This is a genomic window from Rugamonas sp. FW305-51, assembly GCF_058786935.1.
In genome coordinates this window covers 1-21677 of the sequence record NZ_JBYSZG010000059.1, presented here as the reverse complement: position 1 = coordinate 21677, position 21677 = coordinate 1, and the positions used below count along the sequence as shown (strand labels likewise).

General features: G+C 68.4%; 19 protein-coding genes and 1 riboswitch. Of the genes, 4 read left to right on the top strand and 15 right to left on the bottom strand.

Annotated elements, in window-relative coordinates:
- Positions 1-9 precede the first annotated feature (9 nt).
- The 12 genes from AC3WOS_RS25770 to AC3WOS_RS25715 form a co-directional block, all read right to left on the bottom strand.
- Positions 10-1494: a methyl-accepting chemotaxis protein gene (locus AC3WOS_RS25770; protein ID WP_492719818.1), complete on the bottom strand. Its 1485-nt coding sequence runs from the start codon at positions 1492-1494 to the stop codon at positions 10-12.
- 197 nt (positions 1495-1691) lie between these two features.
- A complete protein-coding gene (locus AC3WOS_RS25765) occupies positions 1692-2213 on the bottom strand; it encodes a chemotaxis protein CheW (protein WP_492719816.1) in 522 nt (173 codons plus the stop codon).
- Between the two features lie 12 nt (positions 2214-2225).
- Positions 2226-3908 carry a HAMP domain-containing methyl-accepting chemotaxis protein gene (locus tag AC3WOS_RS25760; protein ID WP_492719834.1) on the bottom strand — a complete coding sequence of 561 codons (1683 nt, stop codon included), beginning with the start codon at positions 3906-3908 and terminating at the stop codon, positions 2226-2228.
- 75 nt (positions 3909-3983) lie between these two features.
- On the bottom strand, positions 3984-5273 hold the full coding sequence (locus tag AC3WOS_RS25755) for an EAL domain-containing response regulator (protein ID WP_492719815.1): 1290 nt from the start codon (positions 5271-5273) through the stop codon (positions 3984-3986).
- An 11-nt stretch (positions 5274-5284) separates the two neighbouring features.
- Positions 5285-6373 carry a protein-glutamate methylesterase/protein-glutamine glutaminase gene (locus tag AC3WOS_RS25750; protein ID WP_492719813.1) on the bottom strand — a complete coding sequence of 363 codons (1089 nt, stop codon included), beginning with the start codon at positions 6371-6373 and terminating at the stop codon, positions 5285-5287.
- Entirely contained in the window at positions 6370-6879 is a 510-nt protein-coding gene (locus tag AC3WOS_RS25745; protein ID WP_492719811.1) for a chemotaxis protein CheD, read from the bottom strand. The genes AC3WOS_RS25750 and AC3WOS_RS25745 overlap by 4 nt, the downstream gene beginning before the upstream one ends.
- A 2-nt stretch (positions 6880-6881) precedes the next feature.
- A complete protein-coding gene (locus tag AC3WOS_RS25740; protein WP_492719810.1) occupies positions 6882-7688 on the bottom strand; it encodes a CheR family methyltransferase in 807 nt (268 codons plus the stop codon).
- Positions 7689-7710: 22 nt separating this feature from the next.
- Positions 7711-8268, bottom strand: a complete 558-nt coding sequence (locus tag AC3WOS_RS25735) for a chemotaxis protein CheW (protein ID WP_492719808.1) — start codon at positions 8266-8268, stop codon at positions 7711-7713.
- Positions 8269-8296: 28 nt separating this feature from the next.
- Positions 8297-10465, bottom strand: coding sequence for a chemotaxis protein CheA (locus tag AC3WOS_RS25730; RefSeq protein ID WP_492719806.1), 2169 nt, complete (start codon positions 10463-10465; stop codon positions 8297-8299).
- Positions 10466-10496: 31 nt separating this feature from the next.
- The gene (locus AC3WOS_RS25725) at positions 10497-10814 is read right to left on the bottom strand and encodes an STAS domain-containing protein (protein ID WP_492719805.1); all 318 of its coding nucleotides are present in this window, start codon (positions 10812-10814) and stop codon (positions 10497-10499) included.
- Between the two features lie 63 nt (positions 10815-10877).
- On the bottom strand, positions 10878-11246 hold the full coding sequence (locus AC3WOS_RS25720) for a response regulator (RefSeq protein ID WP_492719803.1): 369 nt from the start codon (positions 11244-11246) through the stop codon (positions 10878-10880).
- Positions 11247-11255: 9 nt separating this feature from the next.
- Positions 11256-12413 (bottom strand): methyl-accepting chemotaxis protein, encoded by a 1158-nt coding sequence (locus tag AC3WOS_RS25715; protein WP_492719801.1) that lies wholly within the window; start codon positions 12411-12413, stop codon positions 11256-11258.
- Positions 12414-12781: 368 nt separating this feature from the next.
- On the opposite strand from AC3WOS_RS25715, the gene aqpZ reads away from it, so the two are divergent.
- On the top strand, positions 12782-13468 hold the full coding sequence (gene aqpZ, locus AC3WOS_RS25710; protein ID WP_492719799.1) for an aquaporin Z: 687 nt from the start codon (positions 12782-12784) through the stop codon (positions 13466-13468).
- Positions 13469-14048: 580 nt separating this feature from the next.
- Complete coding sequence (locus AC3WOS_RS25705; RefSeq protein WP_492719797.1) at positions 14049-14678, top strand: Crp/Fnr family transcriptional regulator; 630 nt, start codon at positions 14049-14051, stop codon at positions 14676-14678.
- 96 nt (positions 14679-14774) lie between these two features.
- On the opposite strand, the gene panD is transcribed toward AC3WOS_RS25705, so the two are convergent.
- Positions 14775-15134 (bottom strand): aspartate 1-decarboxylase, encoded by a 360-nt coding sequence (gene panD, locus AC3WOS_RS25700; protein WP_492719832.1) that lies wholly within the window; start codon positions 15132-15134, stop codon positions 14775-14777.
- Positions 15135-15394: 260 nt separating this feature from the next.
- Between panD and AC3WOS_RS25695 the strand changes: the two genes are divergently transcribed.
- Positions 15395-17125, top strand: a complete 1731-nt coding sequence (locus AC3WOS_RS25695) for a GGDEF domain-containing protein (protein WP_492719795.1) — start codon at positions 15395-15397, stop codon at positions 17123-17125.
- Positions 17126-17257: 132 nt separating this feature from the next.
- On the opposite strand, the gene AC3WOS_RS25690 is transcribed toward AC3WOS_RS25695, so the two are convergent.
- Both AC3WOS_RS25690 and AC3WOS_RS25685 read right to left on the bottom strand, forming a co-directional pair.
- Positions 17258-18904, bottom strand: a complete 1647-nt coding sequence (locus AC3WOS_RS25690; protein ID WP_492719793.1) for a serine hydrolase — start codon at positions 18902-18904, stop codon at positions 17258-17260.
- A gap of 76 nt (positions 18905-18980) precedes the next feature.
- Positions 18981-20840, bottom strand: a complete 1860-nt coding sequence (locus AC3WOS_RS25685) for a M1 family metallopeptidase (RefSeq protein ID WP_492719791.1) — start codon at positions 20838-20840, stop codon at positions 18981-18983.
- A gap of 103 nt (positions 20841-20943) precedes the next feature.
- Positions 20944-21104: riboswitch (yybP-ykoY riboswitch) on the top strand.
- A 19-nt stretch (positions 21105-21123) separates the two neighbouring features.
- On the opposite strand from AC3WOS_RS25685, the gene AC3WOS_RS25680 reads away from it, so the two are divergent.
- Positions 21124-21677: TMEM165/GDT1 family protein (locus tag AC3WOS_RS25680; protein WP_492719789.1), on the top strand; the 554-nt coding region annotated here is incomplete at its 3' end.

Here is a 21677-nt window from a genome sequence, read left to right as displayed (position 1 = left end):
CTGCCAGAACTAGAAGTGGGTGAAGTGGGCCTCGTCCGGACCGCCGGCCACGGCCAGCGTGGGGCCGGGCTTGGCCGGCCGGCGCGGCGCGCCCGCCTTGAACGGAACGGGCCGGCGCGGCGCGTTGTTGCGCCGCATGGGGTCGGCCGCCGCGTACTGCTTGAACACCGCCATCAGCTGGTCCAGCTGCTCGGCCTGGGCGCTCATTTCCTCGGCCGTGGCGGCCAGTTCCTCGGAGCTGGCCGCGTTGACCTGGGTGGCCTGGCTCAGCTGGCCGACGGCGCTGTTGATCTGGCGCACCCCGGACGACTGTTCCTCGGACGCGGCCGCGATCTCCTGCACCAGGTCGGACGTCTTGCGGATGCTGGGCACCATCTGGTCGAACATCTGGCCGGCCTGCTCGGCCAGCTCGACGCTGTCGGCGGCCACCTTGCCGATTTCCTGGGCTGCCACCTGGCTGCGTTCGGCCAGCTTGCGCACCTCGGCCGCCACCACGGCGAAACCCTTGCCATGCTCGTGCGCGCGGGCCGCCTCGATGGCCGCGTTCAGGGCCAGCAGGTTGGTCTGGTAAGCGATGTCGTCGATGATGCCGATCTTGCCGGCGATCTGCTTCATGGCCGCCGCCGTGGCCTTGACCACTTCGCCGCCGCGGGCCGCGTCGTGCGCGGCCTGGGTGGCGATGCCGTCCGTGAGCCTGGCGTTCTCCGCGTTCTGGGCGATGGAGGCCGTCATCTGCTCGATCGAGGCGCTGGTTTCCTCCACCCCGGCGGCCTGCTCGCTGGCCGCCTGCGACAGCGACTGGGCCGTGGCCGTCACTTCCTGGGCCGCCGCGCCCAGCGTGCCCACCACGCCCTGCACGTCGTGCACGATGACCGACAGGCTGCGCGAAATCCACACGGCCAGCGCGCAGCCGAGCACCGCGATGACGACGTCGAACGACAGTATCCACACCTTGGCCTGGTTGGCCACGGCCGTCATGCGGGCCGAGGCGGTGCGGGTGTCGGCCGCATTCAGCTGCAGCAGCTTGTCGGCGGCGGCGGAGATGGCAGCGTCGGCGCCCTTGATGGTCTTGTCCATCTCGGCGATGGCCATGCCCTTCTCGCGCAGCGCTTCCAGCTGGGTCATGGCGTCGCCATAGGCGCGGCTGGCCGTCTGCAGGGCGTCGAGCTGCGCCAGTTCCTCGCGCCCCGGGTCGCCGGCGGCGCGGTAGGCCGCCACGCTCTTGTCGATGGCGGCCATGTCGGAACGGAATTCGGCCAGGCTGTTGCCGCCGCGCAGCATGTAATTTTTGAAGTCCTTGACCGCCTCGCCATGCCAGTTGACCACGCCCAGCACGGCGTCCTTGCGCGCCAGCGTGACGCTTTCAAAGCTGCCCCAGGTGCCCTGCAAGGTGGACAGGTTGGTGAACGCCACCAGGCCCAGCGCAATCACCAGCAACACGATCGCGCCCATGCCGAAGTGCAGCCGGGTTTCCATTTTCATCTGCTTGAGCATGTGCTACTCCTAGACGCCTGGCGGCATGCACGCGACGCGGTGAAGTTGAGGTAGCCGGCCCGGCGGCGCGGCCGCGGGCAGACGGGCGGAGCCCGCGATGGCGCTGGACGCACGGGGCCTGCAGCCTATTGTGACGGATTAAATCGCCCCAAAACTCACCAATTCTTGCCTTGCGCCGTGCAAGCGGATGGCGCCGCTCAGGCCGGCACTGCGGCCGGCGCCAGCGCGGCCATGGCGCCGATCTCGCTGGCCGACACCACGTGCTGCACATTGAGCAACAGCACGAAGCGGCCCTGCACCTTGCCTATGCCTTGCAACAGTTCGGCCCGCACCTGGGCCCCGAAGGCGGGCGCCGGTTCGATGTCGGCGGCGCCGATGTCGAGCACCGCGTTGACGGCATCGACCAGGATGCCGATCACGAACGGGCCGGTGTCCGTGTCCACCTCCACCACGATGATGCAGGTGCGCTTGCCCACCGGCGAGGGCACGCGCTCGAGCCGGCGCGCCAGGTCCATCACGGGCACGGCCATGCCGCGCAGGTTGATGACGCCGCTGATACAGGCCGGCATCTGCGGCACGGCCGTCACGCCCTCGTACTCGATGATTTCCTTGATGGCCAGGATGCCGATGGCGAACATGTCGCTGCCCAGCATGAAGGTGAGAAACTGGGCCGGGCCGGTCTCGGCCATCCCGGACGGCATGACGGACAGTGCGCTCATGGCTGCCTCCTCTCAGAACTTGACGAAGTGCGATTCATCCGGGTCGCTCATTTCGCTCATCTGGCGCGTGCCGCCGAAACCGCGGGCCAGCTTGATGGAGGCCTTGCCCGCCTTGCGCGCGGGGCCGCTCTGGTAGCGGTCGCCGCCGCTGAGCTTGAAGAACGACATGGTTTGCTGCAGCTGCTCGGCCTGGCCGCTCATTTCCTCGGCCGTGGCGGCCAGTTCCTCCGAGCTCGAGGCGTTCTGCTGGGTGGTCTGGGACAGCTGGGTGACGGCCGCGTTGATCTGGCCCACGCCGGATGACTGCTCTTCCGAGGCGGCCGTGATCTCCTGCACCAGGTTGGAAGTGCGGCGGATGTTGGGCACCATCTCGTCGAGCAGCTTGCCGGCCTTTTCCGCCAGCTCCACGCTGCTGCTGGCGACCTGCTCGATTTCCTGGGCCGCCACCTGGCTGCGCTCGGCCAGCTTGCGCACTTCGGCCGCCACCACGGCGAAGCCCTTGCCGTGCTCGCCGGCCCGGGCCGCCTCGATGGCCGCGTTCAGGGCCAGCAGATTGGTCTGGTAGGCGATGTCGTCGATGATGCTGATCTTGCGGGCGATCTGTTGCATGGCCGCCACGGTGGACTTGACGGCCTCGCCGCCCTCGGCCGCCTCCTTGGCCGCCTTGCTGGCGATGCCGTCGGTGACCTTGGCGTTTTCCGTATTCTGCGAAATGGAGGCCGTCATCTCTTCCACCGAGGCCGAAGTCTGCTCGGTGCCGGCGGCCTGCTCGCTGGCCGCCTGCGACAGGGCCTGGGCCGTGGCCGACACTTCCTCGGAGGCGCTGGCCAGCGCCTCGGCGCCGTTGTTGACTTCCTGCACCACGTGCGACAGCTTCTCGATCATGCCCTTCATGGCCGCCAGCAAGCTGGTGCTGTCGCCGGCCTTGAGCGTCACGTCGGCCGTCAGGTCGCCGTCGGCCACGCGCCGCACGATCTCGGCCGCGTAGCCGGGGTCGCCGCCGAGCTGGCGCAGGATGCCGCGCAGGATCAGCAAGCCCAGGCCCAGCAGCAGCACCAGGGCCACGGCCGAGGCCGTGTACATCTGGCCGCTGGCGCGGGCCGAGGCGGCGTCGGCCTCCTTGACGGCCTCGTCGCCATATTGCACGTTCATGTCGACCAGCTTGCCCAGCGTGGTTTCGGCCGTCGAGAAGCGGGACCGGTTGTCCACGATGGCGCGATGCAACTCCTCGAACAGGGCCTTCTTGCGGGCCGCGCCGTCGGCGCCGGCGATCTGGCCGGCAATCTGGCCGATGTGCTCATCGCCGCCCTTCCAGTCGTTCCACTCCTTGACGAACTGGTTCCACACCCGCTCCTCCTCGGGCGTCTGTGGCAACGGCTCGTAGATCTTCCAGCCCTTGTCGATGCGCGACCAGACCTCCTGCTTGTGCTTGAGGATGCCGGCCACCTCGCCCCACTGGTCCGGATAGGGCGCCAGCGCGTCGATGCCGCGGTTGGACGAACGCACGGCCGTCTGGCCCTCGTTGATCATCTGCAGCCCCAGCACGGACGGCAGGCGGTTCTTGCCCACCTCGGCCAGCATCTCGCTTTCCTTCTTCAGCCCCAGGAAGGCCACCATCATCACCGCCACCAGCGCCAGTACCGCCACCGCCAGCAAGGCGCTGATCTTGGTCTTGACCGTCATATTTGCAAACATAGCCATCCCCTCTTTTTCCGGACTTGCGTCCTGTTATAGTGTGCCGTTACCGCTGCGCGCCCGTCCGCACGGCCTTCATTGCGGGCGCATATCGTCTTCGGCCAGCGCCCGCAGGCGCCGCCGCTCAGTCCGCATCCACGTCACCAGCGCCTCGGCCGGCATGGGCCGGGCCAGCAGGTAGCCCTGCGCCAGGTCGCAGCCCAGCGCGCGCAGCAGGCGCCAATCCTCCACCGTCTCCACCCCTTCGGCCACGGTGGCCACGCCCAGCCGCTGGCCCAGCTCCAGCGCGCTTTTCAGCACCACGTGGCGGTTCGGCCACTGCGCCGCGCCGTTGACGAAGGCGCGGTCTATCTTCAGTTCCGTGAACGGGCAGCGGGCGAACTGCTGCATGGATGAATAGCCGATGCCGAAGTCGTCCATCGCCAGCCCGAAGCCCATCAGCCGCAACCGGCCCAGGTTGGTCAGCGCTTGCGACAACTGGCGCATCACGCTCGTCTCCGTCACTTCCCACACCAGGGCCGACGGCGCCACGCCGGACGCGTGCACGGCCGCCGCCAGCAAATCGACGAAGGCGCGGTCGGCCAGGTTGTCGGCCGACAGGTTGACGGCCACCGTCAGCGGCGGCAGGCCGGCCTGCTGCCACCCCGTCAGCTGGGCCAGCACCTGGCGCACCAGCGCCAGCGTGAAGTCGGCCATCAGCGCCGTCCCCTCCAGCACGGGAATGAAGTGCTGGGGCGCCAGCAAGCCGTGCACCGGGTGCTGCCAGCGCACCAGTGCCTCCAGGCCCTTCAGGTGGCCCGTCTGCATGGTCACCTTGGGCTGGTAGTGCAGCAGGAACTGGCCGGCCGCCAGCGCCCCTGCCAGCTCGTCGAGGGCGGGCAAGGCTTGCTCGGGCGGCGCGGCCTGGGGCGCGCCGGCGCGCCCGGCACGCCCCAGCAGCGCCGCCAGCGCGTCGCGCTGGACCGGCTTGAGCAGCGTGCCCAGCAGGCCGATGGCGGCGTCCTCCGAGCCCATGTTCTCGATGATCTCGAGCAGGCGCGGGTCGCGCGCGCTGACCACGATCAGGTGCTGGGCCAGGCGCCGCTCGCGCAGCTGGCAGGTCAGCTCGATGCCGTCCATGCCCGGCATCTCGAGGTCCGTCAGCACCAGGAACAGGGGCACGCCCTGCTCCGCCTCGAGCAGGCGCAGCGCCTCGTTGCCGTCGGCCGCCTCCAGGATGGCGCCGCAGCCCAGCTCGCGCAGCAAGCCCACCAGGTAGCTGCGCTGCACGGCGCTGTCGTCCACCACCATCACGCGCTGGCCCTGCCAGGGGGCGCCGGTGCGGGCGGCGGGCGCGTTCGGTTCGGCGGCGGCGGTGGCGGTCATGGCGGCGCCGTTCAGTTGCCGAAGCCGGCCAGCTGGGCCAGGATGTCGCGGTAGATCAGGTTCAGCGGCACCGACTTTTCCACCCCGCCCCGTTTGACCGCTTCCTTGGGCATGCCGTACACCACGCAGCTGGCCTCGTCCTGGGCCACGGTGCGGGCGCCGGCCTTGAGCATTTCCAGCAGGCCGGCCGCGCCGTCGTCGCCCATGCCCGTCATGATCACGCCCAGCGCGTTGGCGCCGGCGCAGCGGGCCACGGAGCGGAACAGCACGTCCACCGACGGCCGGTGCCGATTGACGAGGGGGCCGTCCACCACTTCCACGTAATACTGGGCCCCCGTGCGGCGCAGCAGCATGTGCTTGCCGCCCGGCGCGATCAGGGCCAGTCCCTGCAGCACGCGGTCGTTGTTGGCCGCCTCCTTGACCCGCACCTGGCATACGCTGTCGAGCCGGGCGGCGAAGGCGGCCGTGAATTTTTCCGGCATGTGCTGCACGATCACCATGCCGGGCGTGACGCGCGGCAGGGCCGTCAGCACTTCCTCCAGAGCCTGGGTGCCGCCGGTCGAGGTGCCGATGGCCACCACCCGCTCCGTGGTCTGCACCATGGCGCGCGTGCCCTCGACCGGCGGCAGGATCACGTCGGCGTTGAGCTTGACGGTGGGCTGGGGCGGCGCCGCGGCCCGCCCCGCCAGGCGGCGCACGTTGGCGCCGGCCGCGGCCCGCACGGCCGACACCAGCTCGTCGGCGCTGTCGTGCAGGAATTGTTTGAGGTCCAGGCGCGGCTTGGTGATGATGGCCACGGCGCCGGCGCTGAGCGCCTCGACCGAGGTCTGGGCCCCCTTCTCCGTGAGCGTGGAGCAGATCACGACGGGGGTGGGGCGCTCGGCCATGATCTTGCGCAGGAAGGTGATGCCGTCCATGCGCGGCATTTCCACGTCCAGCACGATCACGTGCGGCCACTGGCTCTTCATGCGCTCCATGGCCAGGATGGGATTGGCCACGGCATGGGTCACGGTGATGCCGGGCGCGGCGTTGAGCAACGCGCTCAGCACCTGGCGCACGACGGCCGAATCGTCGACGATCATCACTTCGATGGCACTCATGCCGGCTCCTGGTTGCGCGGGTTCGGGACGAACTCCGGCGGCACCTGGCGGCTCAGTACTTCGCCGGTGCGGATGGTGAAGATGAGCTGCCGGTGGCCTTCGCCGAACAGGCTTTCGGAAACGACGCGGATGCCGTGCTGCTGCAGCAGGGCGCGGGCGCAGTCGCCGTTCTGCAGGCCGATGTCGCGCACCCTGGCGTGGCGGGGGAACATGGCGCCGCCGCCGAAGATCTTGCCCTCGCACTGGACCAGCGGCACGCCGCGCCGGCCCAGCTCGGCCAGCAGGTAATCCATGGCGTCGACCGCGTAGGTGCCGGCGCCGGCGTCGGCCCGCTTGCGGCCCGTACCCGGCAGCAGGAAGTGCGACATGGCGCCGACGCGCAGGCGCGGATGCCACAAGGTGATGGAGACGCAGGAGCCGACCAGTGTGCGCACCCGGTATTGCTCGTCGCCGACGAAGCAGTCGCCGGGCATGAGGAAGATGTCGATGCACTTGGGCTCGGGCATGGTCAGCTCTTGCGGTAGATCGACGGCGCCACGGCCTGTACCGTGTCGCAGATATCGTTCAGGGTTTCCGAGTGGCCGATCAACAGGTGGCCGCCCGGCTTGAGCTGGTTGAGCAGGCGCGCCACCACCTGGCGCTTGGTTTCCAGGTTGAAGTAGATCATCACGTTGCGCAGGAAGATCAGGTCGAACGTGCCCAGCTTGGGCAGCGGCTCGTTCAGGTTCAGGTGCTGGAACTGGACCCGGCTGCGCAAGGCCCGTTCGATGAGCAGGGTGCCGGCCTCGCGCTGCTGGCCCTTGAGGCAGAAGCGCTTGAGGTAGGCTTGCGGCAGCTGGCTGGCCCGCTCCATCGGATAGTGGCCGCAGCGGGCCCGCTCCAGCACCCGGGTGCTGATGTCCGTGCCCAGCACTTCCCACGCGCCCTCGCCCAGCACGTCGGCCAGCACCATGGCGATGCTGTACGGTTCCTCGCCGCTGGAACAGGCCGCGCTCCACACGCGCAGCGCGCGGCCCTTGGCGCGCGCCTCCAGCGCCAGCTCGCGCAGCAGGGCGAAGTGCTTCGGTTCGCGGAAGAAATAGGTTTCGTTGGTGGTCAGCAGGTCGACCGCCACCTGCAGCTCGGACGGCTGGGCCCGGCTCTCGAGCAGGCGCAGGTAGTCGCTGTAGCTGGCCAGCTGGTAGTGGGCCAGGCGCTTGGCCAGGCGGCCGCTGACGAGGGCCTGCTTGCCGTTGGCCATGAAGATGCCGGCCGCGTCGTAGATGAAGCGCTGGAACTGGGTGAATTCGCGATCGGTGATCGTGATGAGCGACATGGTGCGGTATCCGTTGGGGCAGTCAGTTGCGGCCGGCCAGGCCCTGGCGCGCCAGCTCCACGATCTCTTCGCTGGCCAGCACGCGCTCAATGGCCAGCAAGCTGACGAAACGGCCGTTGTGCTTGCCGATCCCGGCGATGAAGTCGGGCCGGATGCGGGTGCCGAAGGCGGGCGCCGGCTCGATGTCGGCGGCGCCGATGTCGACCACGGCGTTGACGGCGTCCACCAGCATGCCCAGCACTTGCTGGCCGTTGCCGTCGGCCTCCTCCACTTCCACGATGACGATGCAGCTGCGCTTGGTGATCGGGCTGGCGGGACGGCCGAAGCGGACCGCCAGGTCCATCACGGGCACCACGGCGCCGCGCAGGTTGATCACGCCGCGCACGCAGTCGGGCATCATGGGCACGCCGGCCAGGCTGCCGTACTCGATGATTTCCTTGATGCCCAGGATGCCCACGGCGAACTGTTCCTCGCCCAGCATGAAGGTCAGGTACTGGCTGGTTGGCGGGGCCGCGCCCTGGGGCACGGCCGCCACGGCGCGGCCGGTGGCGGGGGCGGCTTGGTTGACGACTTGGTTCATGGTTCGCTCTCCGTGGATGACATTGGCGCTAGGCGACCAGCTGCGCCGCGCCCTTGCCGGTGACGGTGGCCATCAGGGCGGCCACGTCCAGGATCAGGGCCACGTCGCCGCTGCCGAGGATGGTGGAGCCGCTGATGCACTTGACTTCGCTGAACATGGGACTGAGCGGCTTGATGACGGTCTGGAACTCGCCCAGCAGGGTATCGACCACCAGCCCGGCGCGCTGGTTGCCGTACTTGAGCACGACGATGCTTTCGCGCCGGCCGGCCGCCCCTTGCAGCCGGAACAGGTCGCGCAGGCGGATGAAGGGCAGCACCTGGCCCCGCAGGTTGCAATAGTCCTGGCCCGGCTCGGCCGCGTACTCGATGCATTCCTCGATCATGTCGAGCGGAATGACGAATACGGAGCCGCCCAGCTGCACCAGGAAGCCGTCGATGATGGCCAGCGTCAGGGGCAGGCGCACGGTGACGGTGGTGCCCTGGCCGGCCACGCTGCCCACGTCGACGCTGCCGCGCAGGGCCGAGATGTTGCGCTTGACGACATCCATGCCCACCCCGCGCCCCGACAGGTTGGTGATCTTGTCGGCCGTGGAAAAGCCGGCCTCGAAGATGAGGTTGTAGATTTCGCTGTCGCTGAGCTTGCGCTCGGGCTCGACCAGGCCCCGTTCGATGGCCTTGGCCAGGATCTTTTCCTTGCGCAGGCCGCCGCCGTCGTCGCTCACTTCAATCACGATGTTGCCCGACTCGTGGAAGGCGTTCAGCTTGATCATGCCCTTGGCCGGCTTGCCGGCCGCCAGCCGCGCCTCGGCCGGCTCGATGCCGTGGTCCATGGCGTTGCGCACCAGGTGCATCAGCGGGTCGCCGATCTTTTCCACCACCGTCTTGTCCAGTTCCGCGTCCTCGCCGTCGACGATCAGGCCGATGTCCTTGCCCAGCTCGCGGGCCACGTCGTGCACCACGCGCTGGAAGCGGTTGAAGGTGGCGCCGATCTTGACCATGCGCAGCTCGAGCGCCGCGTCGCGCACTTCCTCCACCAGGTTGGACAACACGGAGGTGCATTCGAGCAGTTCGGCGTTGTGGATCTGCTGGCCGATCAGGTTGGCGCGGGCGCCGGCGATGATCAGTTCGCCCACCAGGTCGATCAGGCGGTCCAGCTTGTCCGAATCGATGCGGATCGAGCGGCTTTCCTGGGCCTTCTGCTCCGACACCTGCTTCTGCTTGGCCAGGGCGGCCTCCACCACCACCGGCGGCACGCTGCCGCCCTCGACCAGGATGCTGCCCAGCTGCTGCGGTTCGCTGCCGGCCTGCTGGTGCAGCGCGCTGTCGAGTTCGCGGGCCGTCACGCTGCCGCAGCGCACCAGGATCTCGCCCAGCCGGGCGTCCCGCTCGGGCAGGGTGCGGATCAGGTCCACATATTCCGACACCTTGCTGTGGGGCGGCAGGATGCGCAGCTCGCAATCGTCCTGCACGAACTCGAACACGGCTTCGATGGCGGCCTTGTCGGCCGTGGTGTCGAACGCGATCTCGAAGCCCAGGTAGCACAGCTCGGCGTCCATTTCCTCGGGATTGGCCGGCAGCGCGTCGGGCACGGTGGCGATGCCGACGATGGTGCCCAGCTTGGCCAGGTAGCGCAGGAAGGCGATCGGGTCCATGCCATGCTGCAGCACGCTGCGCCCGAAGCGCAGCGAGATGTGCCAGTGGTCGCGCGCATCCTGCACGGCGCCGATGCGCTCGACGGCCGGCTCCATGGTCGCCAGCGGGGCCGCCGCCTCCGGCCCGGCGGGTCCCGGCTGACCATCGGCCGCATGCACCATGTGGCGGCGCAGTTGCAGCACCAGCGCCTCGCCTTCGGGCGCGCTGTCGGGGTCGGCCTCGAGCTGGCCGGCCGCCAGCGCTTCCGTCATGCCCGACAGGAAGTCGCAGCACGACAGCAGCAGCACGATCATCTCGTCGGTGAGCACCACGCGCCCGTCGCGCACTTCGTCGAGCAAGCTTTCCACCACGTGGGTGAAGGCGACGATGTGATCCAGGCTGAACAGGCCGGCCGAGCCCTTGATGGTGTGGGCGGCGCGGAAGATGGCGTTGATGGCTTCGCCCTGGTCGCCCGCCAGGTCGACGTTGAGCAGGGCGTTTTCCATCTCTTCGAGCAGTTCGCGGCTTTCCGCGATAAACGTTTGCAGCGCTTGGTCCAGGTTCATGGCAGGCCCCCCAGGGTTAGGTGCGCGGCGTTCAGCCGGCGCTGTGGATCAGCAGGGCGTCGCCGAAAAAGCCGCCCAGGTCCAGCATCTCGAACACCTCCATCACGGCCGGGCTGTGGCCGACCAGCCGCAGTTGGCGGCCGTCGGCGGCAGCCACCTGCTTGGCCAGCATCAGCACCTGCAGGCCGGCCGTGTCCAGTTCCGTCACGCCGGCCAGGTCCACTTCCAGCAACGGGGTCTGGCGCAGCGCGTCGAGCAGCAGGGTTTTCACGTCGGCCGCGCGGTAGATCGTCAGTTCGCCATCGACGGCGAAGCGCACGGGCAAGGCAGTGGCGGATGAGGTGGACATGGCAGCTCCCGGTGGGCAAGGGACGGATCAGGACGGACGGCGGGCGGCGTCAGGCGATAGCCGTCAGGGCAGGACCAGCTTGGCCACGGCGCCCAGCAGCACCTCCGGCTTGAACGGCTTGGTGACCCAGGCCTTGGCGCCGGCCGCCTGGCCTTCGCGCTTTTTCTCGTCCTGCGACTCGGTGGTGAGCATGATGACGGGCGTGAAGCGATAGTTGGCCAGCGCCTTGAACTGCTTGACGAAGGTGATGCCGTCCATATTGGGCATGTTGACGTCGCACACGACCAGGTGGATCTTCTGGCCCGTGCACTTGGCCAGCGCGTCGACGCCGTCGCGCCCTTCGATGACGTCATAGCCGGCACCCTTGAGGGCGATGCCCACCACTTGCCGCAGCGAGGCGGAGTCGTCCACTACCATGATGGTCTTAGCCATATCGATTCCTTAGAAAAACGTGATTTCGTCGGCCGCCGCGGGCTGCTTCTGCTGGCCGGCCACGGCGCCCTGGTGGACCGCGTGTTCGTCCGCCATGGCGTAGGTCTGTTGCAACTCGGCCAGCAGGGGCGCAGCCTGCAGCGGCTCGAGCGCCTGCCCGTGTTGGTACTGGTCGCGGTTGTCGCGCAGGATGGCCGGCAGCCGCTCCATGTTCTCGCGCACATGGGTCATGACCTGGCTGACCCGGTCCTGGAACTGCAGCTGCACCAGCGCCTCGCCCACTTCGCTCTGGATGCCCATCGATTCCTGCTTGAGCAGTTCGGACGATTGCACCAGCGCGTCCGTCACCTGGCGGAATTCGCGCAGCACGGCGTCGATCATGCCTTCGGCCGACTGCATGGAGGCGTCCTCGGCCGCGCTGGACTGTTCGGCCGCGGCGCTGGCGGCCAGGATGGCGGCGCTGATCTGGCCCACCCGGTCGGCGATGTTGCGGCCCGTCTCGGCCGAGCGGTTCGACAGGTTGCGCACTTCCTGCGCCACGACGGCAAAGCCGCGCCCGGCCGGCCCGGCGCGGGCCGCCTCGATGGCCGCGTTCAGGGCCAGCAGATTGGTCTGGGCCGCGATGCTGGCCACGCCTTCGGCCATGTCGCGCAATTCGCGCGTGAACCGTTCCAGCTGCTGGATCTGTTCCAGCATGGTTTGCTTGGACGCCATGGCCGACTTCATGGAGGCCACCACGGAGCCGAGCTGGTGTTCGCTGCTGGCGAACACGTCGATGAGGGCCGAGCCGCCGCTGCCCTGCTGGTCCAGGCTCGATACGTGCAATGCGTTGTCGAGCTTGTCGACGATGCTGGAGAAGCGCCCGGCCAGGTCGGCCACCGCCTCCTCCATCTGGCTGCGCGACGATTCGATATGGCGGCACCAGATGGGCAGCACGGCGTCGCCGAACTGTTCGCGCCCGTCCAGGTAGTGGTCTATCATGCGCTGGCGTGCCGCCTCGGCCGCGCCCAAGTGGCGCGCCGCCAGCGCGCCGGCCGCCAGCAGCAGCACGGCGAACGCGATGGCGTAGCCGCCGGCGCCGCCGGCCACCAGGGTGGCCCCGGCGCCGGCCAGGGCCAGCCCCAGCGGAAGAAATGTCGTGCTGCTCAAGCCGGACAATCTATTCATTGGACCCCACCGAGAAATGGTCAGTCGGCACCGCTGCGACGCGTGGCGCCGCCGTCAAACTGTATCGCAAAACGCGGCTCCGATGCTCATAAGTTTTAAATAAAATAAGCCCCGCCGCCCGCTGGGATCGTCCAGCCGATTCCAGCCGATTCTAGCCGAGCGCGCCCGCACAGCACTTCAAATTGATTCATACGCGAAACTATTTGCTACAGGGGCAATACTCGTCTCCGCTTCCATGTTGCGAAAGCACAACTTCCGGCCGGGCCGCACGGCGGTGGACTTTTCGGGTCGCACACGGTAAATTGCCAACGTTGCTTAGTAGTCAATTCAATCGCGGCCCGCGGGCCGCACAACGCAAAGGGATATACATGAAACAATATGGCGCGGAATTTTTTGGAACCTTCTGGCTCGTGCTGGGCGGCTGCGGCAGCGCCGTGCTGGCGGCGGCCTTCCCCGGCGTGGGCATCGGCCTGCTGGGCGTGTCGCTGGCGTTCGGCCTGACGGTGCTGACCATGGCCTATGCCATCGGCCATATTTCCGGCTGCCACCTCAATCCGGCCGTCTCCATCGGCCTGTGGGCGGGCGGGCGCTTCCCGGCCGCCAAGCTGCTGCCCTACATCGTGGCCCAGGTGCTGGGCGCGATCGCGGCCGGCGGCGTGCTGTACCTGATCGCCAGCGGCAAGAGCGGCTTTGAACTGGCCGCCGGTTTCGCCTCGAACGGCTACGGCGCCCACTCGCCGGGCGGCTACTCGCTGACGGCCGCCCTGGTGACGGAAGTGGTGATGACGATGATGTTCCTGCTCATTATCCTGGGCGCAACGGACCCGCGTGCCCCGGCCGGCTTCGCGCCGCTGCCGATCGGCCTGGGCCTGACCCTGATCCACCTGATCAGCATCCCCGTCACCAACACCTCCGTCAATCCAGCCCGCAGCACGGGCGTGGCCCTGTACGTGGGCGACTGGGCCACCAGCCAGCTGTGGCTGTTCTGGGTGGCGCCGATCGCCGGCGCCCTGCTGGGCGCGGCCATCTACCGCCTGATCGGCAGCAAGGACTAAGCGAACGCGGGCGCGGCGGCGGTGGCCTGACGGGCGCCGCCGCCGTGGCCTGCTGCTTGCCACCCGCCGCCTGCCGCGCAGCGGGCCGGTCGCCCCCGGTGGCTATCTGCTATTTCCCGCTACTCCCGACTACTTCCAGCCATTCCCTGCGATTCCCCGCTATCTCGCACTAATTTCAGCGGAATCCCCTATTTTCAGCCTCCCGACGCGCCTGCCGTCCCGCCCGGCCTCCCCGCGCCTGGCGCCTGGCCCGCCTGTGCCGGACCAGCAGTATAAAAATCTTCCGGCAGAACAAAATTCAGATACTTTAAGTTTGAAGTAAAATTACAGGATCAGAGCAGTTTTGCAACACAATTTGCAAGCAGGCAATTGAGTTCGCCGCCGCCTTCCTTTATATTGCTTAACAGGCTCATCCACCGGAAACCAGAAGGCAAGTCCCCAGAACGCACCCGTCCATATCCCCCCACCCGCCCGGCGCCGCCGGGGCCACGCTGCCGCGCCGTGCGCGAACGTCCGCACGTCCCTGGCCGCTCATTCACCATTCTTAGCGCCCGCATCGCCGGGCACAACAAGCACAGCCATGAAACACGGATTCCTGCAACAACGAGAGAAATACAAGGCGCAAGTGATGCGCTATTACGGCGTCAGCGAGCAGATGTACGACGCCATCAATCAGCTGATGGCGCCGCTGGCCACGCCCATCAGCGTGCGCAAGGGCGAGCTGCTGCAGCGCTGCGGCGTGGCGGCCCAGTCGTTCTACTGGATTTACAGCGGCGTGGCGCGGGCCGGCTTTGTGACGGAAGGGGGCACGGAAGTGACGCTGCGCTTCTGGACCGAGGGCGACACGGTGGCCTCCCATGAAGACTTGCTGCGCGCGCGAGACGGCTTGCCGGCCCGCCAGTTCGTCGTGGCCGAGACGGCGCTGCACGGCTTCCGCCTCGAATGGGCCGACCTGGGCCGCATGGCCGAGGAGCACGAGGTGGTGCGCGCCTATTATGTGAAGGTGTCCGAGGCCAGCATCCTGCGCCAGGGACGGCGCATCTACACCAGCAGCGCCGCCTCGGCCCAGGCCCGGCTGGCGGCGTTCCGCGACGAGTATCCGGGACTGGAGGCGCGCGTGTCGCAAAAGGTGGTGGCGTCCTTCCTCGGTATCACGCCCCAGTACATGTCGCAGCTGCTGCGGCACGACACGCCGGAAAAAGTGGCGTAACGACGGTAACCAACAAGCTAAGCAACAAGCTGGCAAACGACAACGGCGCTCAAGTGAGCGCCGTTGCATTTTTGTAGCCTGACTACTTCGGCCTGTTTACTTCTTCAGGCCCGTGATCTTGTTGTTGCCGTCCACGAAGACGATCTTCGGCTCGTAGTCGGCGATCTGCGCTTCCGTCATCGGCGCGTAGGTGCAGATGATGAGCAGGTCGCCCAACTGGGCGCGCCGCGCGGCCGCACCGTTGAGCGAAATTTCGCCGCTGCCGCGCAGGCCGGGAATGGCGTAGGTGGCGAAACGCTCGCCATTGTTGACGTTGTACAGCTCGATCTTCTCGTTAGGCCAGATATCGGCCGCATCCAGCAGATCCTGGTCGATACCGCAGGAACCTTCGTAGTGGAGGTCCGCTTGCGTGACCGTGACCCGGTGCAGCTTGGCACGCAGCATAACTCGTTGCATAGACATCACTTCATCCTTCGTTAAATGGGGGTTCAAGGCTTGCCTCAAAGCAATCCCGACGGCCGGATGGCCCGCCGGCCGGACTCGAGGACCGTTCCGCCTTGATGCGTGGTCGCAATCGTACCACTACTGCAGCCGACCCGTCCCATTTCCACCCCGCCGGGGGCGACAGCGGGCGGTGCTTATGGCATATTGCAAGTTGGAAAAAGCTGGCGCGCCGCACCGTGTGGCGGAACGGCCGGCCGCAGGGAGTGTTGTGCATGAGACTGACCCGCTTGTTTGCCGTATCGATGGCCGTGCTGGCCTTGCTGGTGGGCGCCATGTTGAGCCGGATACTGTGGGGCGAATGGAACAATTACCGCGCCGCGCGCGGCGGCCTGCACGCGCTGCTGCTGGTGCAGCGCGGCATGGTGGCGGCCGAGAAGCTGTCGTTCGAACGGGGGCCCGTCAACGCCGTGCTGGGCGACGCCGTGCCGCCCGACCCGGCCAAGCGGGCGCGCCTGGCTGCGGCCCGCGCCGCCAGCGACCAGGCCCTGGCCCAGCTGCAGCAAGCGCTGGCGCAGCAGCCGGCCCCCACGGCCGGCGTGGCCGGGGCGGCCAGCCAGCTGGCGCTGCAACTGGCGGCGGCCCGGCAGGCCGTCGATGCCGTGGCCGCCCGCGCGCCGGCCGAGCGCACGCCGCAACGGCTGACGGGCGCCGTGGAACAGATGTTCGCCCTGATCCCCGTGGTGCTGGACGATGTGACGGCCTACGCGGGCGCGGCCGAACAAGCTTATCCCAACCTGGCCAAGATCCTGATGAAGGCCCGCTTCGCCGTCGAGCTGCGCGAATATGCGGGGCGGCTCGGTTCGCGCCTGACGGTGGCGCTGGCCTCGGGCCAGCCGCTGGCCGAGACGGAGCACACCCAGATCCAGTTCCTGCGCGGCCAGATCGAGCAGCTGCGCCACCTGATCATCATGTCCACCAGCGCCATCGACCGCGACCCGCGGGTGCTGGCGGCGCTGCGCCGGATGGACGACAGCTATTTCAGCAACGGCCTGGCGCTGGTGTCGGGCGTCGAGCGCGACAGCCGGGCGCACCAGCCCTACGGCATGGACACGGCCCAGTTCGCGCAGCGCTACGTACCATTCATGACGCCCATCCTCGCCGTGCGCGACGTGCTGCTGGAAGCGGCGCTGGACCAGGCCCGGCAGGACTACGACGCGGCCCAGCGCGAACTGCTGCTGGCCTGCCTGACGGGCGGCGCCATCCTGCTGGCGCTGACGCTGCTGATGACCATCGTCCAGTTGCGGGTAGTGGCGCCACTGGCGCGGGCCACGGGCGCCATCGTCAGGCTGGGCAACGGCGACTTTTCCGTCGGCGTGCACGGCTCGGCGCGCCAGGACGAGATCGGCGACCTGCTGCGCGCGCTGGCCCATCTGCGCACGGCCAGCATGGAGAAACTGCGGCTCGAACATGAACGCCAGGGCTTGATCGACGAACTGCGCCTGCGCGCCGACACCGACTACCTGACGGGCATCCTGAACCGGCGCGCCTTCACGTCGGCCGGCAACCAGCGGCTGCGGCGCGCGCGCGAGCACCGGCTGTCGCTGGCCGTGATCCTGTTCGACGTGGACCGCTTCAAGGCCGTCAACGATAGCCACGGCCACGACGCAGGCGACCAGGTGCTGATCCGCATCGCCGCGCTGGCGCGCGAGGAATTGCGCGACGGCGAGATCCTGGCCCGCTACGGCGGCGAGGAATTCGTCATCATGCCGGCCTTCTGCGACCTGCAGGCGGCAACGGCCGTGGCCGAGCGCATGCGGCGCGCCATCGAGACCGCGCCGCTGACACTGGCCAACGGCCACGTGCTGCATGTGACGGCCAGCTTCGGAGTGGCCGCCTCGGAGGGGCCGCACCAGGCGCTCGACAGCCTGTTCCACGCGGCCGACCTGGCGCTGTACCGCGCCAAGCACCAGGGCCGCAACCGGGTCGAGTACCAGGCCACCTGAACCGCAGCGGCCGCGCCGGCGCCACCGGCCGCTGTGGCCACGGTGGTCACTGTGGACGCGGTGGCCGCGACGGCTGCGATGAGGGCAATCGATGCGCAGGCAGCCACGCAATGCAGCGCTGCCTTGGCGGCCTTAACTGCCCGCCTTGCCCTTGGCAGCCTTGGGCGGCTTGACGGGCTTGAACTCCAGGTCGGCGAAGTCGAAGCTGAAGTCCGTCTCGCTCGAGACGGGCGCCATCTTCATGCGCTCGATGCTGCCGTCCGGGTTGAGCGCGAAGGTGACGTAGGCGTCGGCGTTGAGGTGGCGGGCTTGCCAGCGCACGATGAAGGTGTCGTGCTGGAAGTGTTCAAGTTCCCCCGTCAGGTCCGGCGACCGGCTGAAGCTGAGCACATGTTTGCCGCCTTGCGCGCGGATGGTCACGCTGCCGTACCACGGGTCGCGGTACTCGCCGTCGTAGGCCGCCAGCGGCAGCGACGGCGCCGAGCCCTCCGCCCGCGCCGCCACCGCCTGGCCCTGGCGCGCCAGTTCCTCGCGGTGGCTGCGCGCCTCGTCTTCCGCATACAGCCGTATCCAGTCGCGGGCCGGCACGTGCAGGTAGTGGTCCAGGATGCGCCACTGCAGGGCCGTCATGAGCGGGCTGTTCTCGGCGTTGGTCAGGATGGCGATGCCCAGCTTTTCCTCCGGCACCAGCAGCACGCGCGAATAGAAGCCCTGCAGCGCGCCGCCGTGCAGCGCCAGCTTGCGGCCCTGGTAGTCGCGCAGGTTGAAGCCCAGGCCGTAGCCGGCGAAGTTGGGACGGGTGGCGGCCAGCGCCGGCGGCGGTTCGCTGATCTTCATCGGCGTATATTCCGTCCACAGCTCGCGGGCCCGCTCGGCGCTGAACAGCTGGCGCCCGTCCGGCAGCTTGCCGCCGGCCAGCAGCAGATTCATCCAGCGCGCCATGTCCTCGGCGCTGGTGTCGATGCCGACGGCGCCGGCCGCGTTCTCCACCAGCATGGGCGCCACTACGGTCTGGCGCTCGCCCACCTTGCTGTGCGGCGCCGCGTAGTTGCCGCTGGCGCCCATCTGCGCCACGCTGGTGACGGTGCCGTCCATGCCCAGCGGGGCCAGGATGCGTTCGCGTATGGCGTCGCCCCACGGCTTGCCGGCCTTGTCGGACACGATCCTGCCGGCCGCGATGTAGAGCAGGTTGTCGTAGGCGTAGCTGTTGCGGAAGCTGGTGGCCGGCTTGATGTAGCGCAGGCGGCCGATGATGTCGTCGGCGCTGAAGGTGGTGGTGGGCCACCACAGCAAATCGCCGGCACCCAGTCCCAGGCCGCTGCGGTGGGTCAGCAGGTCGCGCACCGTCATGGCGCCACTGGCGTAGGCGTCGTACATCCGGAAGCTGGGCAGATGTTCGGTGACGGGGTCTTCCCAATTGAGCTTGCCCTCGTCGACCAGCATGGCCAGCGCGGCGGCCGTGAAGGCCTTGGAATTGGAGGCCACCTCGAACAGGGTCTTGCCGTCCACGGGCGTGTGCTGGCCCAGCCGGCGCACGCCGTAGCCGCGGGCGGCCAGCAGCTGGCCGTCCTTGACGATGGCGATGGCCATGCCCGGCACGCCGAAGGTTTTCAGGGCCTGCATGGCGTCGGCGTCAAGGTCGAAGGCGGGTACGGGGTCGGCGGCGGCTGGCCTGGCCGCACCGGCAACGGCGGCAACGTCGGCGCCGGCGGCGCAGGGAATGGCGATGCTTGCGTAGGCCAGCAGCAAGGCCGCGGCGATGCGATTTTTCAGGCGCATGTCTGTCATGTTATAAACGGTTTATACGGTATATGCCGTTTCACGGCGCGAGCGGACGGTCGCGCCGGATGGCCGGTTACTTGGCCGCGAATTTCTTGTCGACGGCCGTCTGCGTGACGGGATGGTAGCGTTCGCGTGCCTTGGCGTACAGGGCCTGGGCCCAGGCCCGGTCGTCCGGACGCTGCAGCATCGCCGCATACAGAGGCACGACGAATTTCTGGCGTCCCACGCTCATCAGAAAGGCTTGCAGCGGCTCGCGCACGCCGTAGCCGGCCTTGATGGAGCTGAGCAGGAAGCGGTAGGCGATTTCATTGTTGCCGCTCTTGCCCAGGCCGAACGCCTGGTCCAGTTCGCGCATCTGGGCCGCGCTGGCCTTGCCGTCGATATCGTTCAGGAAGTGCATCCATTCGAGCGCGATCCAGTGGCGCCCGTCCAGGTGGTCGGTGGCCAGTTCGCCCCGCAGCCAGCTGCTGCGCTGGGCATCGACGGCCGCCAGCCGCGGCGACGCCACCCGCTTGGCGCTGGCCGGGATGCCCTGGCCGTACAGCCATTCGTCGAGTTCGGCCTCCGTCATCAGGCCGGGATGGCTGTCGAGCAGGTTGCGGTGCAAATAGGCGACGAACTGCTCGGTGGTGGCGGACTGGAAGGCGTGCTGGTCGAACCAGCCGCGCAGGAAGGGATCGAACACGGCGCGGCCGGCCCGCTGCTCGAGCGTGCGCAGCAGCCAGGCGCCCTTGGGATAGGCCAGTTCCTCGTCCGTGTAGGTGGCCACCGGGTTGGTGTCCGGCCCGCGCATGAGCAGGGCCTGTTTGGCGGTGGCGATGGACGGCAGCGAGGCCAGCGCCTCCTCCTGCTCCACCTGCAGGTTGATGTCGGCCACCTCGGCGCCGTACAGGCTCTCGACGATGCGGGTGGTGACGTAGTTGGTGAAGCCTTCGTTGAGCCACCAGTGCTTCCAGGTGGCGTTGGTAACCAGGTTGCCGGACCAGGAGTGGGCCAGTTCGTGCGCGATCAGGTCCACCAGGCTGCGGTCGCCCGCGATCATGGTCGGCGTGAGGAAGGTCAGGCGCGGGTTTTCCATGCCGCCGATGGGGAAGGATGGCGGCAGCACCAGCATGTCGTAGCGCCCCCAGCGATAGGGGCCGTACAGCGACTCGGCGGCGGCGATCATCTTTTCCGTGTCGGCCAGCTCGAAGGCGGCCGCTTCGATGCGGGCCGGTTCGGCATACACGGCCGAGCGGGGACCGATGGTGCGCACATCGAGCTCGCCGATGGCGATGGCCAGCAGGTAGGCCGGCACCGGCTGGGGCATGCGGAAGTTCCAGCCGCCGGCGCCGGTGGCTTGCGGGTCGTTCTCGGCGCTCATCACCACGCGCAGGCCGGCCGGCGCGTCGATGTGGGCGCTGTAGGTGAAGCGCACGGCCGGGGTGTCCTGCACCGGGGCCCAGGAGCGGGCGTTGATGGTCTCGGACTGGCTGAACATGAAGGGCCGCTTGCCCGACATGGTCTGCTGCGGCGTCATCCACTGCAGGGCGGCGGCGCCGGGCGCCGTGCGGTAATAGATGCGCACCTTGCGCGGCTGGCCGGCCAGCGCGATGCGCAGCGCCCTGCCCTTGTCCGCCTGCTGCGGTTCGGGCGGATCGAGCAGGTAGGAGGCCGGGGCCCAGCTGCCGTCGGCGCGCTCGGTCTGCACCTTGGCGATGCGCAGGTCGCGCGTGTCGAGCGCCAGGCTGCGGGCGGCCGGCACCAGCCAGTCCAGCGTCAGCTCGGCGTAGCCGGACAGCGTCTTGTGGTCGAAATCGGCCTTCAAATCCAGGTGCAGATCGGTGGTGCGGACCTGGTCGTATTGGGCGTAGCTGAGCGGGTCGGCCCAGGCGGCGCCGCAGGCGCACAGCAGTGCGGATAACACGGCGCGCAAGGTGGTAGCGGTAGGCATGGTGGTGGTGTCGGTGGGTGGACGATGGGCCGCCGGTGGCGGCGCGATGCAGAATAACACAGCCGTTTCTGGACTGGCGCGGCCGTTCCGGGTTATCATCGGCCCAGTTGTGGGGAGTAGTCGTCCTTCGCCCGCGAAGGAGCCTGTATCAACATCATCGGCCCGCAGGCCGTGGTACAGGCGGCATCAGCTTGACGAGACCATGAACCGGGGGCGGCCGCATGGGCCGGAGTCGCCCGTGGTTCATTGGTTAACTGTCCGGCCCGCGTACCACACACACATCATGGAAGCTTTCCTCGTCTCCAGCGGCATCGTCGCGCTCGCCGAAATCGGCGATAAAACCCAGTTGCTCGCCTTCGTCCTGGCCGCCAAGTTCCGCAAGCCACTGCCTATCGTGCTGGCCATTTTCGTGGCCACCGTGGCCAACCACGCCTTCGCGGCCGCCATCGGCAGCTGGCTGACGGCCCTGATGGGGCCCGCCGTGCTGCGCTGGGTGCTGGGCCTGGGCTTTATCGTCATGGCCGCCTGGACCCTGGTGCCGGACCAGATCGACGAAGACGACGCCAAGCTGGCCCATTACGGCGTGTTCCTCACCACGCTGGTGGCCTTCTTCGCCGCCGAGATGGGCGACAAGACCCAGATCGCCACCGTGGCGCTGGCGGCCCGCTACCACAGCCTGCTGGCCGTGGTAGCCGGCACCACCTGCGGCATGATGCTGGCCAACGTGCCGGCCGTCTACCTGGGCGGGCGCATCGCCGGCAAGGTGCCGCTCAAGCTGGTGCACGGCATCGCCGCCGCCGTGTTCGCGCTGCTGGGGGCGGGCACGCTGCTGGGGGC

What these genes read in the sequence shown, in the direction of transcription:
- AC3WOS_RS25755 (WP_492719815.1), bottom strand. Translation starts at nt 5,273, where the DNA reads ATGACCGCCACCGCCGCCGCCGAACCGAACGCGCCCGCCGCCCGCACC.
- panD (WP_492719832.1), bottom strand. Translation starts at nt 15,134, where the DNA reads ATGCAACGAGTTATGCTGCGTGCCAAGCTGCACCGGGTCACGGTCACG.
- AC3WOS_RS25770 (WP_492719818.1), bottom strand. Translation starts at nt 1,494, where the DNA reads ATGCTCAAGCAGATGAAAATGGAAACCCGGCTGCACTTCGGCATGGGC.
- AC3WOS_RS25730 (WP_492719806.1), bottom strand. Translation starts at nt 10,465, where the DNA reads ATGAACCTGGACCAAGCGCTGCAAACGTTTATCGCGGAAAGCCGCGAA.
- AC3WOS_RS25685 (WP_492719791.1), bottom strand. Translation starts at nt 20,840, where the DNA reads ATGCCTACCGCTACCACCTTGCGCGCCGTGTTATCCGCACTGCTGTGC.
- AC3WOS_RS25760 (WP_492719834.1), bottom strand. Translation starts at nt 3,908, where the DNA reads ATGTTTGCAAATATGACGGTCAAGACCAAGATCAGCGCCTTGCTGGCG.
- AC3WOS_RS25695 (WP_492719795.1), top strand. Translation starts at nt 15,395, where the DNA reads ATGAGACTGACCCGCTTGTTTGCCGTATCGATGGCCGTGCTGGCCTTG.
- AC3WOS_RS25735 (WP_492719808.1), bottom strand. Translation starts at nt 8,268, where the DNA reads ATGAACCAAGTCGTCAACCAAGCCGCCCCCGCCACCGGCCGCGCCGTG.
- AC3WOS_RS25725 (WP_492719805.1), bottom strand. Translation starts at nt 10,814, where the DNA reads ATGTCCACCTCATCCGCCACTGCCTTGCCCGTGCGCTTCGCCGTCGAT.
- AC3WOS_RS25765 (WP_492719816.1), bottom strand. Translation starts at nt 2,213, where the DNA reads ATGAGCGCACTGTCCGTCATGCCGTCCGGGATGGCCGAGACCGGCCCG.
- aqpZ (WP_492719799.1), top strand. Translation starts at nt 12,782, where the DNA reads ATGAAACAATATGGCGCGGAATTTTTTGGAACCTTCTGGCTCGTGCTG.
- AC3WOS_RS25745 (WP_492719811.1), bottom strand. Translation starts at nt 6,879, where the DNA reads ATGCCCGAGCCCAAGTGCATCGACATCTTCCTCATGCCCGGCGACTGC.
- AC3WOS_RS25720 (WP_492719803.1), bottom strand. Translation starts at nt 11,246, where the DNA reads ATGGCTAAGACCATCATGGTAGTGGACGACTCCGCCTCGCTGCGGCAA.
- AC3WOS_RS25690 (WP_492719793.1), bottom strand. Translation starts at nt 18,904, where the DNA reads ATGCGCCTGAAAAATCGCATCGCCGCGGCCTTGCTGCTGGCCTACGCA.
- AC3WOS_RS25750 (WP_492719813.1), bottom strand. Translation starts at nt 6,373, where the DNA reads ATGAGTGCCATCGAAGTGATGATCGTCGACGATTCGGCCGTCGTGCGC.
- AC3WOS_RS25715 (WP_492719801.1), bottom strand. Translation starts at nt 12,413, where the DNA reads ATGAATAGATTGTCCGGCTTGAGCAGCACGACATTTCTTCCGCTGGGG.
- AC3WOS_RS25705 (WP_492719797.1), top strand. Translation starts at nt 14,049, where the DNA reads ATGAAACACGGATTCCTGCAACAACGAGAGAAATACAAGGCGCAAGTG.
- AC3WOS_RS25740 (WP_492719810.1), bottom strand. Translation starts at nt 7,688, where the DNA reads ATGTCGCTCATCACGATCACCGATCGCGAATTCACCCAGTTCCAGCGC.